The following is a 12,141-nucleotide window of genomic DNA, read 5'->3' as shown; positions in this document are numbered from 1 at the left end:
GGTTGTTGCCTTCCGCGCGCCGTTATAGACTTTTTGGGGGCCTGATACTCTAATTTTCCCTCAAAAACGCCGATCTCGGCGCGCAAAGGCGATCATGGTGCACTCCCGGCGAACTTATGAGCCAGACCACTTAGGATTCGCGCAGGTACTTTTTGGCTATGGTCGAGCACCCGATCCGAAATGCGGCAGTCGACTTTTACCGCGTGACGGGCGTGATCTTGATCGTGCTTGGGCACTGGCTGGCCGCTTCGGTCACCTACCGCGACGGATCTTTCGGTCGGCAGAATCCATTGCTGGATCAGCCATGGACGCAGTGGCTCACCTGGCTTTTCCAAGCCGTTCCGACGTTCTTCCTGGTTGCCGGCTACGCCGCTGCGGTGTCCTGGAGCCACCGGCGAGCCAACGACGAAATGTCACGCCAGGGCTGGTTGCGGCGCCGATTTGCCCGCGTGCTCGGGCCGTCGACGGTGTACGTCGTGCTGGTATCGACGTGTGTGGTGGTGCTGCAAAGCGTGGGCGCGACGGGGTCGATCCTCGAGTACGCGGGCTGGGCGGTGGCCATGCATCTCTGGTTTCTCGCCGTCTACCTGGTCGTGGTGTCGTTCACGCCGATAGCTGTGGCAGCACATCGCCGTTGGGGACTTCTCGTGCCTGCGGCGCTCGCCGCAGGTGCGGCCGTCTTGGACGTCGCGTCACTCGCCGGCCACGTCCGTCATCTGGGTTGGCTGAATTACCTGATGTGCTGGGGGTTGCTCTATCAACTCGGAATCGCTTGGCAGAGCGGCATATTGGCGGGTCGTCGAGCTGTGATGCTGGCCGCGGGCGCGGCGGGTGCGCTGTGGCTGCTGCTCTGGCTCGGCCCCTATCCGGTCAGCATGATCGGCGTTCCCGGTCAAGCAGTGCAGAACACTGCACCGCCCTCGATGGCCATGGTGGCGTTCGGATGCGCACAGGCCGGCCTGGTGATCAGCCTGGCGCCGACGGTCAACCGCCTACTGCGCGCGGACGCGATTCGACGTGTGCTGTCGCGGGCGAACACGAACGTGATGGCCCTGTACCTGTGGCACATGATCCCCGTGGTCGTCGTGGCGGTTGTCGGCTACCCGGCGGGGCTGTTGCCGCAGCCGGTCGAGGGCAGCGTCGCGTGGTGGCTGGGCCGGTTGGAATGGTTGGCGATCCTGGGCCTGCTGACGGCGGTCGAGTTGGCGCTGTTGTGGTGGGGACGGCGTCTGTTCGCCGCCCCTCTCCCACGGCTGAATCTGCTCGGCGGACGCGCAGCGGCACCGGTCATGCTGGCCGGCGCAGCGATGGCGTCATACGGACTGTCCTACCTTGCCGCGCAAGGCTTCGCGCCGGACGGGCACTTCCCCTGGCCGACCGCAGTAATATTCGGTCTCGGCGTGCTGCTGGTCGCGTGCTGTTCGTCCGAAAGTGACCGCAACGGTCAGGACGATGCGCCGAACGCGGCCAGCGCTGCGTCGTAGTTCGGCTCTTGCGCGATCTCCGGCACGAGTTCCTCGTAGGCGACGTTGCCGTCGGCCCCGATCACCACAACAGCCCGGGCAAGGAGGCCGGCGAAAGGGCCGTCGGCGATGGTGAGGCCGTAGTCCTGGCCGAAGCTGTCGCGGAACGCCGAGGCGCTTTGCACATTCTCGATGCCCTCCGCGCCGCAGAAGCGGGCGTGCGCGAACGGCAGGTCGTTGGACACGTTGACCACGGAAAGGCCGCCGGCAGCGGCCCGTTCGTTGAAGGTGCGCACGCTGGTCGCGCAGACCGGAGTGTCCACGGACGGAAAGATGTTCAGCAACACGGGTTTGCCCGCAAACTGCTGACTGTTCACCGCCCCCAAATCCGAGCCGGTCAAGTTGAACGCAGGGGCCTTGGTACCGACGGACGGCAGTTCGCCGACGGTGCTGAAGGGATTTCCGCGCAAAGTTATCTGTGCCATGCGACACAGTCTGCCAAGTTGCGCCGACCGGCCGTGGGCCGGGGCGGGCTTGGTGTCGAAGCGAACGGGACTGCGGGGCAGCCCGTTGCTGCTTATATTGTGTGATTGTGCCAGAGATGAATCGACGCAACGTCATGCTGACGTTCGGGATTGGCGCGCTTGCCGCCGCGATCCCCACCCCGAAATCCCACGCCTACCCGTCGCAACCCGGGCCTGCGCCGCTCGCACCACCGCCCGGAGCGCAGACCGGCGGCTTCTTGTTCCACGACGAGTTCGACGGCCCGGCCGGCTCGGCGCCGGACCCGTCGAAGTGGGCGGTGTCGTCTCGTCGCACGCCGATCAAGAATCCGAAAGGTTTCGATCGGCCCGAATTCTGGGGCCAGTACCGCGATAGCCGGGAAAACGTGTTCCTCGACGGCAATTCCAACCTCGTTCTGCGAGCCACCAAAGACGGCAATAAATACTTCGGTGGCCTGGTCAGTGGACATTGGCGGGGCGGCATCGACACCACGTGGGAAGCCCGGATCAAACTCGACTGCCTCACCGCCGGCGCGTGGCCCGCCTGGTGGCTGTCCAACGACTTCCCCGGTCGCGAGGGCGAAGTCGACCTGCTCGAGTGGTACGGCAACGGTGAATGGCCCGCTGGAACCACCGTGCACGCCGACCCGTTCGGCACGGCGTTCGAGACCCACCCGATCGCGGTCGACGGCGGCTGGCACACCTGGCGCGTGACGTGGAATCAAAGCGGCTTTTACTTCTGGGAGGACTACGCCGACGGCAAGGAGCCCTACTTCAGCGTTCCCTCCACCGGCATCGAAGACCTCAACGACCCGATCCGTAAATGGCCGTTCAACGACCCGGACTACAACTTTTTCCCGGTGCTGAATCTCGCCGTCGGCGGCTCGGGTGGTGGCGATCCCGCCACGGGCAGCTACCCGGCCGAGATGCTGGTCGACTGGGTCCGCGTTTTCTGACCTACGCGGGTTCAGCGTCGTGCCGGACGCACTTTGTACGTCGACGGCCACGAATGGCGAGTTTCGTCACCGACCAGTGCGGTGCCCTTGCTGCCGACCTTGACGGCGTACGCCTCTTCGCCGGCGCCGACCTCTCGGTTGGCGTGTTCTTGCGCCAGGTAATACAACTCGTCGATAGTCGCCTCGTGGTAGGCGACGAACGTGGTTCTGCGTTCGATGTCGCCGGCCGCGGCGGTCATCCAGTCCGGCAGCACCCTGGTGGCCAGTGCGCCAAGGCCGAGCAGGGCGAATGGCACGACCCGGGAGCCGAGGTAGCACGCGGGCCCGTGGGCGTCGAGGATCGCTGGAATCGCCGATGACACTGTCATACCGGCGAACACCACGACCCAGATCCTGGTCAGCCGGTTGGTGATCTGGCCGAAGACCTCGCTGTTGGCTACCGACGGCGGCTGATTCGCCGCCGCGTACTCGTGCGGGAACGGCCGGCCGAAGTGTCGGCCGGACACCACCGTCAGCAGTGCCCCGGCGAAGCTGAGCGTCAGACCCCACCGCAGCGCCACCGACTGGCCGGCCAGCAAAGTCAGCGCGGTGACGATCAGAAAGGTTGCACCGGAGCCGATTTCGAGTGAGCGGGTGGCTGTCCTGGTGAGATGACCGGCGGCCAGCCCGACGACGGCGAGCGCGAAAGCGGTCACCGCCGCGAGGAGCACCGGCGCATGGCCGACCAACACCCAATACCCGATCCACGGTGCGAAACCAAACAGAATGCCCACGGTCGCTCAGTGTATGAGCGCCGTCGCGGCGGCATGAGCATCGGGTGTCGTGCGAGTGCACAGCGCCGCAGGCTGCGCAGCGTGCTCGTGACGAATCTCTGCAGCACCTCCTCACGCGACGCCCCGGGCGCTCCCGCGCTGATCAGTTGCCCATGCACGCCGATCAGAAAGAACGCGGCGCTGTCGTAGGGGTCGACGTCGTCGTAGAGCTCACCGCGGATGCGTGCTCGCTCGATCTCGGCCGCCAGCAGCAGGAATGTGGGGTGCTTCGTCCAATTCTCGTCTTTGGGTGCTGCCGGGGAGAAGTACAGGCTGATAACGTCACGGAATAGTGCCGCACCCCAACGCGTCTCGAGTGCCACGACGAGTCTGATGATTTCGTTCAACACTTCCGCCAGATCGCGTCGGGTGTTGAGAAACTGACTGAGTTCCGCGGCAAGATAGTCCTCGTCCCGGCGGATCAGTTCGAGCAGAACGTGTTCTCTGGTCGGAAAGTGAAAGTAAAAGGTGCTCCGGGCGACCCCCGCGGCTTCGACGATCGCGTTGATATCCGCCGAGTGCGCGCCCGCGCGCTGGAACTCCACGATCGCGGCATCGAGCACGCGAGCTCGCGTTTTCTGGCGCTGCGCGTCGCGACCCGTGGCGGTGTCTGGCACAGGACTAGTCTGCCGCACGCGGTCGATTCGCTGACGGATATCGCCTAAAGCCGCACCTGCAGCCGGATTCGGCCATGTCGAGGGGTCGCAGTGCCGCAGCGCGGTGCCTAATTTCATTGTCATCTGTCAGTGAACATGCTAGATCTTTCAGACGCACGTTTTCCCATCCGGCGAGGCAGGGCGGCAGCGATGAATACCCGAGGTCAACGCATCCTGTTGTGGACGGCACCGCCGGCGGTGGCGTTGTTCGTCCTGGCCTACTTCGCGTTCCCGGTGTTCTCTCCGCCGCTGTCGCCGACGTTGACACCCGATCAAGTCGCGGGGTTTTTCCGGGGCAATGTCACCGGGATCCTGGGTGTGTCGGTGCTGTGCAACCTGATCGCATGCTCGCTGGTGCCGCTGTTCGCCGTGACCGCCGTACAGATCTCCCGGAGCAACACATCGAGCCCGGTCTTGACCTACGCATACGTCATCTGCGTCGGCGTCGGTACCACGGCATTAGTCCTGGCCGACTATTGCTGGGGCATGGCCGCTTTCCGGCCCGACCGTGACCCGCAATTGACCAGCCTGCTCAACGACATGGCGTGGTTCTTCTTCGTCGCGCCCGTGGGCACCATCATGGTGCAGAATCTGTGTTTCGCGTTGAGTGTCTATCTCGACGACCGCGCAGATCCGATTTTCCCGCGCTGGGTGACGCACTTCAACGTGGCAACGGTCGCCTTGCTGGCCCCCAGCGCGTTCGCCATTCTTTACCAGGCAGGCCCGCTCGCCTGGAACGGTTCACTCTCCTTCACATTGCGGCTGAGCACGTTTGCCGTCTACATCGTGGTGATGTTCTGGGCCCTGTTGCGAGCCGTCAACCGCCAGGGGCACGAACAGGTGGCGTTGGCATGAGTGCCCACGCGGCCACGGTCCCAGGGTGGGGCGTTCGGCCGGAAAAGTCGTGGCGCCGAAATCGCAAGCTCGATCAGTGGATCGCGTTCTGGAGTGTGCCGTTTTTCTTCAACCTTTTTGGGCTGGTGTTCGTGCCATTGAGTTGGATGATGCCGCCGCGGTCACCCAGCAGCCCTACCCCGCGCATTGTCGACTTCATGCATTCTCACAATTTGCTGATCGCGTGCGTAATCCTCACCCTGGCTTACGGTTTGGCGCCGGTGTCCAATGCGTGCTATCTGATGCAGGTCAAGCGGATGTCGGTCAGCCCGGCGTTCCGCTACTCGATGATGGTGGGCGCGATGACCGGCGCGATCGTCGGGATGCTCTTCCCGATGTTCTGCTTCGGGTTGGGCGCGTTTCGTCCCGGCTACCGCGCGGCTGTCCTGTCGATGCTCTATGACTTTGGCTACCTGGCCTTTATCGGCTCACTGGGCTGCTTCCGCGTCATGTGGAGGGCGTTTGGTCTGGCGATCATTCTCGACGAGAACAACAGTCTGCCAACGTGGTTGGGCTACTACACCATTTGGCAATACCTCACCGAGCTGATGGCGGCCCCGGTCTGGATCGCGAAGTCGGGCCCTTTCGCCTGGAACGGGCTGATGACCTTCTGGTTCGCCATGGTGGTCTACGTCTCGTGGCAGTTCATCGTCTACATCTGCATTTACCGGGCTATCAAGGACCAGCCCGAGAGCGAGCTCGCATGACCGATGTCGCCGACGAGTCGCTTGCGCGCGCGCGTAGTCACGTCCCCGGCGAATCGAGCATGTGGTTTTTCGTCATCGGCGACCTGCTGATTTTCGCTGTCTACTTCGTCGGCTACACGTATTTTCGCGGTGAGCATCAGCATCTTTTCCTGCAGAGCCAGGCTCGGCTCAACGTCGATATCGGTGCGCTCAACACCGTGCTGTTGCTGACGAGTTCGCTGTTCGTCGCCTCGGGCACGGCGGCGGCTCGCGCCGGAAATTCGGTAAATGCCCTGCGCGGCTGGATCACTGCATTGGCCTTCGGCGCCGCCTTCCCACTGCTGAAGCTGTTCGAGTGGATCCCCGAGATCGGTGCGGGTCTGACGCCGGGAAAGAACCTGTTCTTCATGTACTACTTTGTGATGACCGGCATGCACCTGTGCCACGTCGCGCTCGGCCTGGTCATCATGTGCTTCGTGATTCGTAACATCAAAACAGCGGCCAAGCCGAAGATCTCGCAGATCGAGACCGGCGCCACCTACTGGCACATGGTCGATCTCCTGTGGCTGGTCCTATTCGCGCTGCTGTACCTGATGAGGTAAATCCGTGACGTCGCTGATCCGCAGTCCGTTGACGATCGTGTGGGCACTTCTCACCACGGTCACCCTGGTGTCCTCGTCCGTCTCCCAGGACGGCGGCGCCGCCCATGAAAACGACGCGACGGTCACCCTTGTGGTCCTTCTGATTGCTGCGATCAAGGCGTACTTGGTGATTCAGTATTTCATGGAAGTGCGTCGCGCACCGCTCTGGCTCAAGGTGACCACCGGCGGATGGGTGCTCGGGCTTTTCACCCTGCTGCTGGGGTTTTATTTCGCCAGCCAGTAGATCGGCTCACGCGGTGATCTTTTGCGCCAATTCCCAGGCAGTCTCCGCCAAGTCGCGGTAGCGCTGGCGATACTCAGTGGTGCCGGCCCGCGAATCGGCAGCGTTGCCTTCGACTCCGCGGCGCCAAACCCCTGCGGTGATCGAGGCCAGCCGGAACATCGAGAACACTACGAACACCTCGAGCGAGTCGGGTAACTCGCGGCCCGCATGCAAACGGTAACTGTCGAGAAACGACTGCTGATCGGGAAGCCCTGTGCCAGTGAGGTCTTCGCCCAGAACGCCACTTCTGCCATCGGGCCCACCCGGCACGTGATAGGTCACGCAGAAGTACCCGAGATCGGCCAGTGGGTTACCGATCGTCGAGAGCTCCCAGTCCAGCACCGCCACCACCCGCGGCTCGGTCGGGTGCAGCAGAACGTTGCCCAGTCGATAGTCGCCATGGGCGACGCAGGGCGGTGCATCGTCGGCCGGTAGGTGCTTGGGCAGCCATCTCGCCAGCTCATCCATCGCCGGCATGTCCTCCATGCGCGCGGCCTCCCATTGGCGAGTCCACAACGCCACCTGGCGCTGCATGTAACCCTCCGGTCGGCCGAATCCCTCGAGTCCGACTGCCCGCCAGTCCACCCGATGCAGCACGGCGAGCACCTTGGCAAGGTCTTCGTAGACCGCGGTGCGGTGCGCGGGCGTCTCCTCGCGCATCACCCGGTCTGGGAAAATCCGGCCCGGGACATGATCCATCACGAAAAATGTTGTGCCGAGCACTGACTCGTCGTCGCACAGCAGCCGCATCCGCGGAACGGGAACGTCGCTTTCGGCTAGCGCGGCCATCACCCGGTGCTCCCGCTCGACTTCGTGTGCCCGCGGCAGAAGCTTGCCGGGCGGCTTCTTGCGCAACACGTATTCGCCACCGGCGGTGCCCAGATGAAACGTGGGATTGCTCTGGCCACCCTGAAACTGCCGGATCTCCAGTTGACCGTCGAAGCCGGGCAGCCGACCCCGCAGGTAGCCCGCCAGCGCAGCTTCGTCGAAGCGATGCGCAGGCAGTACCGGTACCAGCTCCGCCATCCCGGCCATCGGTGGCTCCTCATCGTCGACTGCGTCAGCGAAAACCCTACCGAGCAGCGGAAGGTTCAACCATGACGATGACCGGCAGGTCAAGGCTCTGGTCAAGACATCGTGCAATCGGCGGGCTCGGTTAGGGTCCGACCATGGACATTTCTTGCGCGTTCGCCACCTCGTCGGACACTCCGGAGCATGTTGTGCTGGCCGAGTCGCTCGGCTACCGACGAGCGTGGCTCTACGACTCCCCTGCCTTGTACCCCGACGTCTGGATGATCCTGACCCGGTGTGCCGAGCGCACGTCGCGCATCGGTCTGGGTCCGGGGGTGCTCGTACCCAGTCTTCGGCACCCGATGGTCAATGCGGCCGCCATCGCCGAGCTGGTCGATCAGGCACCGGGGCGGGTCGCGGTGGCCGTCGGGTCGGGCTTCACCGGGCGGTTCTCGTTGGGCAAGCGGCCGCTTCCGTGGCGCCAGGTCGCCGACTACGTCCGGTGCCTGAAGTCGCTGCTGGCCGGCGAGACCGTCGAGTGGGACGGCGCGATGATGCGGATGATGCACCCGAGCGGATACGGGGCCGGGCGGCCGATCGACGTGCCGATCCTGATCGGCGCCGACGGGCCCAAAGGACTGGCGGTGGCCGCCGAATTGGGCGACGGCGTCTTCTCGGCGGCCGTGCCGCAACCCGAGGCGGTCAATGCGGCCGACTGGCGGGCGTTGCTGTCCTTCGGGACTGTTCTCGAGGAAGGCGAAGAGCTGACCTCGCCCCGGGTGATCGACGCTGCAGGCCCCGGGGCGGTGGTGATGTATCACGCGATGTACGAGCGAGGCGGCGCTGCCGCGGTGGACGGACTGCCGGGCGGGCGGGGCTGGCGGGAGGCGGTGGAGAGCCACCCCGACAATGAACGCCATCTCGCGATCCACGAGGGGCACCTGGTGCAAGCCAATCCGCGCGACGAGCCATACGTGGCCGAACTCGTACCAATGGCCAGCGCCGCGGCGCTCACGGGAACCGCCGAGCAGGTGGCGGACTGGGCGCGCGGGCTGGCTGCGGTCGGAGTCACCGAAATTGCCTACCAGCCGGCGGGATCCGACATCGAGCGCGAGTTACGCGCCTTTGCATCTGCCACCGGCATCGCGGGCTGAGGAGCACAGCACCGTCGGTCGACGCCGAAATCGGCTATTTCGAGGCGATTTCGTCCTGATACTTCTTGGTCATGTGCGCGACGGCGTCGTTCTGCGACTGTGCGAGACCCTCGCGTACCTCGCTGGCGCGCGTGGCTGCGTCCAGCGTCGGCTGCGCCTGGCCCTGAAAATGCGGCATCACTTCGGCAGCGAACAACTCGGCGGACCGCCTGGTTGCCGCGGGATTCGCCCACTCGTGGCCCATCTGCAGCATGCAGCCGAACCCGCCCGACTGGTCCCACATCCGTTGCACCTGTTCGCGGGCCTGCTCGGGGGTTCCGATCACGCCGGCACCGTTGCCGTTGATCACGTCGATCATCTCGTCGACCTGCTCGCCGGGCATGGTCATCTGCGGGAACGCGGCGACCTTCTGGAAGTACCTGAACCACGGCGCGAGACCGAATCTCACGTCGTCGCGGGCCTGCTTTTCGGTCTCGGCCACATGGAACGGGCTGACCAGGGTCCAGTTCTTGCGGTCGACGTCGGTGCCGAATACCGAGGCGCGCTCCTCGACGATGTCCCAGTGGTACTGCAGGGCGTTGAAGCCGTCGACGGTCAGCGTCGCACCGATGGACAGCAAGCCGATGCCGTGCTTGCCGGCCAGTCGCGCGCCCGTCGGCGAGGCGACCGCGGCCACCGCCAGCGGCACACCACCACCGGAGTACGGGGCAAGCTGTAGTCGGGCGTTATGTAGTTCATGCGTAGGTGTTTTCGCCGAAACAGTCTCGCCGCGCAGCAGCCGCACCACGATGTCGAGGTTGGTGTCCAGCAGCTCCCGGGTGTCGGTCGGCGTCAGACCGATCATCGACGAGTCGCTGGGCAACGAGCCTGGACCGACCCCGCCGATCACCCGCCCGTGGGTGAGGTGATCGAGCATCATCAACCGGTCGGCGACCCAGAGCGGGTTGTGGTAGGCCAGCGAAATGACGCCGGTGCACAGCGTGATCCATCTGGTCCGCTCGGCGGCGGCGGCGATGAAAATCTCGGGCGAGGCAATGATCTCGCTGCCCGCGGAGTGATGCTCGCCGATCCACGCTTCGTCGAAACCCAGCGCATCGAGGTGTTCGACGAATTCGAGATCCCGCCGCATGGCAAGCGTCGGGTTGGTCCCGGCGCGGTGAAACGGTGCGATGAAATACCCAAACCTGAGCTTGCCCATCAACGATCCCCTAGTGGTCGAATTGCTTCGACCCTAATCCCGTTGGCGCGTTAGGACTCAGGAGTTGACGCCCCCGACCTGCAAAGAATTCGTGGTGCGGCCTGGGCGCGGAATCAGCCTCGCCGGGACAGCTGCGCGTGGATGAGCGGAGCGATTTTATCCGCCATGTACGCATGCCCGGCATCGTTGGGGTGCACGCCGTCCGGGCCGATCAGTTCGGGCCGACCGACGAACCAGCCATCGCTGATCGGATCGATGAACGTCGCTCCGGCATCATGGGCCTGACCGCTGAGAATGTCCCGGATGTAGAGGACGTCCAGCGGCGGGTCGGAGTCAGTCCACGGCGGACCGATCACGAGCAACTTCGCCGCCGGCGCGATCCGGTGGGCCAGATCCAGGGTGTCGTGCGCCATGGCCGTCATCTGCATCGGGTCGACGCCGTGGTCGTTGCGCGAACCGAAGAACACCACCAGCGCATCGTCGGGATGAACCGCGCGATTCGTCAGGTCCTCAAAGACGCTGCCGTGGTCGCCGCGGACGACGTAACCGGCCCGGCCCTCGGAGGCGACTTCGGGCGCGACCTGGACGCCCTGGTGTGCGAGCGTCAGCCACGTGCGGTTGGTCCAGGTGTTGGCTCCCCTGCCGCCTTCGTCGGTGCCCGTCGTGTACGAGTCACCGATCACCGCGACGTGATCGATCGGGGTTCCACGGGCGACATTGCGAAACGACTCCGGCGCTACGGGACTGCTCGTTACCAGTCCCGCTGCCAGCGCGGACGCGACAACCACCGTGGCTACTTGACTCACCGCTACCCGCACTGTCCACCACCTCGGCCGCTTATCGTGCCCGTATCAGCGGCATAGCAAAAGCACTACGACAAATTTAGCGGTCGACGCGGTGTGTCCGGCTGGGCGCCGTGCGCGGGTCAGTCACCGCCGGTGCATCCCCCACTGTGTCGACGGGCGCGGGACACCTAAGGCGGCGCGCCACCAGGATCGTACTCGATGAGCGTTGTGGCGCAGTATCGCTCGCGTCAATTCGCGCTGCTCAGCCCGCGCGCGCCGAAACGGACTTCGGCCGTCCTTCGTGGGCACCGTCGATCGCCTGCAACATTCCGCCCGCGCCCTGCCCCGGAGAGTCCGCGTCGACGACGGGTCGACCGTCGCCGACCATTCTGCGCATCCAGAGCCGCGCCGGGTCTTCAACCACGTGGTAGAGCACGGCCGCGCTGCCGAAGGTCACCGCCAATACCGTGGCCAGCAGCAGCTTTCCGTCGCTGCCCAACATCGTCAGCTCGAACTGTTGCGCCGTCCAAATCCAGGACGTGTGGACCAACTCGTGGACCATGTAGAGGCAGAACGAGATCTGCCCGCCGTAGACAAACGGTCGAGTGGCCAGCACCGCCGGCAAGCCGCCTGTGCCGATCGCCAGGGTCAGGACCAGCGGCACGAACAAAATGTCGACCAGACCTCCGGTGTCGGAGACACCGTGCAGCGGGTGCGCATCGGAGAAGTACAGGAACCCCACCACGCCGGCGATCAGCAATCCCGCTACCACGCCGGCCACCCGACGTTTCCGATCGGTGAGCTGCAACCGGCTGACCGCGGCGGCGACCAGTGCCCCGGCGGTGAATTGCATGACGATACGCGGCAACCAACTCCACGGCGTGTAGAACTGGCCGGTCACCAGCAGCGACATCACCGGGGGCAGTGACGCGGCGACAGCCAGCCAGACCAGGTTGCGCGCCCGGGTCGCTCGGGCCATCCGGAAGATCACCAGCACCAGCAGGCCGAACAACAGGTAGGCCAACCACTCCGCGCTGATCGACCATGCCGGGCCGTCCCAGCTCGAGTCGTCAAAGAACGGCTGAAACCACAGCTGCGC

General features: G+C 64.8%; 14 protein-coding genes. 7 read left to right on the top strand and 7 right to left on the bottom strand.

From position 1 onward, the window contains the following. The first annotated feature begins 158 nt into the window (after window positions 1-158). A complete protein-coding gene (locus tag AC2VOU_RS01780) occupies window positions 159-1,484 on the top strand; it encodes an acyltransferase family protein (RefSeq protein WP_486955814.1) in 1,326 nt (441 codons plus the stop codon). On the opposite strand, the gene tpx is transcribed toward AC2VOU_RS01780, so the two are convergent. Further along, a complete protein-coding gene (tpx, locus tag AC2VOU_RS01775; RefSeq protein WP_486955813.1) occupies window positions 1,445-1,948 on the bottom strand; it encodes a thiol peroxidase in 504 nt (167 codons plus the stop codon). The genes AC2VOU_RS01780 and tpx overlap by 40 nt on opposite strands. A gap of 101 nt (window positions 1,949-2,049) precedes the next feature. Here tpx and AC2VOU_RS01770 point away from each other — a divergent pair, with 101 nt between their 5' ends. Further along, entirely contained in the window at window positions 2,050-2,922 is an 873-nt protein-coding gene (locus AC2VOU_RS01770; RefSeq protein WP_486955812.1) for a glycoside hydrolase family 16 protein, read from the top strand. An 11-nt stretch (window positions 2,923-2,933) separates the two neighbouring features. Here AC2VOU_RS01770 and AC2VOU_RS01765 read toward each other — a convergent pair whose 3' ends face one another. Together AC2VOU_RS01765 and AC2VOU_RS01760 are read right to left on the bottom strand one after the other, a co-directional pair. Further along, entirely contained in the window at window positions 2,934-3,695 is a 762-nt protein-coding gene (locus AC2VOU_RS01765; RefSeq protein WP_486955811.1) for a hypothetical protein, read from the bottom strand. Next, window positions 3,614-4,351, bottom strand: a complete 738-nt coding sequence (locus tag AC2VOU_RS01760) for a TetR/AcrR family transcriptional regulator (protein ID WP_486955810.1) — start codon at window positions 4,349-4,351, stop codon at window positions 3,614-3,616. Before AC2VOU_RS01760 ends, AC2VOU_RS01765 begins: the two co-directional genes overlap by 82 nt. A 189-nt stretch (window positions 4,352-4,540) precedes the next feature. On the opposite strand from AC2VOU_RS01760, the gene AC2VOU_RS01755 reads away from it, so the two are divergent. Genes AC2VOU_RS01755 through AC2VOU_RS01740 form a run of 4 tightly spaced genes read left to right on the top strand, consistent with a single transcriptional unit; the run spans window position 4,541 to window position 6,855 of the window. Continuing rightward, the gene (locus tag AC2VOU_RS01755; RefSeq protein ID WP_486955809.1) at window positions 4,541-5,245 is read left to right on the top strand and encodes a hypothetical protein; all 705 of its coding nucleotides are present in this window, start codon (window positions 4,541-4,543) and stop codon (window positions 5,243-5,245) included. Continuing rightward, a complete protein-coding gene (locus AC2VOU_RS01750; RefSeq protein ID WP_486955808.1) occupies window positions 5,242-5,991 on the top strand; it encodes a hypothetical protein in 750 nt (249 codons plus the stop codon). Before AC2VOU_RS01755 ends, AC2VOU_RS01750 begins: the two co-directional genes overlap by 4 nt. Then, window positions 5,988-6,572: a cytochrome c oxidase subunit 3 gene (locus AC2VOU_RS01745; RefSeq protein WP_486955807.1), complete on the top strand. Its 585-nt coding sequence runs from the start codon at window positions 5,988-5,990 to the stop codon at window positions 6,570-6,572. The genes AC2VOU_RS01750 and AC2VOU_RS01745 overlap by 4 nt, the downstream gene beginning before the upstream one ends. A 4-nt stretch (window positions 6,573-6,576) precedes the next feature. Beyond that, window positions 6,577-6,855, top strand: a complete 279-nt coding sequence (locus tag AC2VOU_RS01740) for a cytochrome C oxidase subunit IV family protein (RefSeq protein ID WP_486955806.1) — start codon at window positions 6,577-6,579, stop codon at window positions 6,853-6,855. A gap of 6 nt (window positions 6,856-6,861) precedes the next feature. On the opposite strand, the gene AC2VOU_RS01735 is transcribed toward AC2VOU_RS01740, so the two are convergent. Further along, window positions 6,862-7,929, bottom strand: a complete 1,068-nt coding sequence (locus AC2VOU_RS01735; protein WP_486955805.1) for a phosphotransferase family protein — start codon at window positions 7,927-7,929, stop codon at window positions 6,862-6,864. Between the two features lie 134 nt (window positions 7,930-8,063). On the opposite strand from AC2VOU_RS01735, the gene AC2VOU_RS01730 reads away from it, so the two are divergent. Beyond that, complete coding sequence (locus tag AC2VOU_RS01730; protein ID WP_486955804.1) at window positions 8,064-9,059, top strand: LLM class flavin-dependent oxidoreductase; 996 nt, start codon at window positions 8,064-8,066, stop codon at window positions 9,057-9,059. A gap of 34 nt (window positions 9,060-9,093) precedes the next feature. Here AC2VOU_RS01730 and AC2VOU_RS01725 read toward each other — a convergent pair whose 3' ends face one another. The 3 genes from AC2VOU_RS01725 to AC2VOU_RS01715 form a co-directional block, all read right to left on the bottom strand. Next, on the bottom strand, window positions 9,094-10,257 hold the full coding sequence (locus AC2VOU_RS01725; RefSeq protein WP_486955803.1) for an LLM class flavin-dependent oxidoreductase: 1,164 nt from the start codon (window positions 10,255-10,257) through the stop codon (window positions 9,094-9,096). Between the two features lie 113 nt (window positions 10,258-10,370). Then, window positions 10,371-11,063 (bottom strand): Rv0518 family GDSL lipase, encoded by a 693-nt coding sequence (locus tag AC2VOU_RS01720; RefSeq protein ID WP_486955802.1) that lies wholly within the window; start codon window positions 11,061-11,063, stop codon window positions 10,371-10,373. 241 nt (window positions 11,064-11,304) lie between these two features. Next, window positions 11,305-12,141, bottom strand: an 837-nt coding sequence (locus AC2VOU_RS01715) for an acyltransferase family protein (RefSeq protein ID WP_486955801.1), incomplete at its 5' end; no start/stop codon positions are given.

This window comes from Mycobacterium sp. TH-M25 (assembly GCF_057473665.1).
This window is presented reverse-complemented; position numbering and strand designations above follow the sequence as displayed.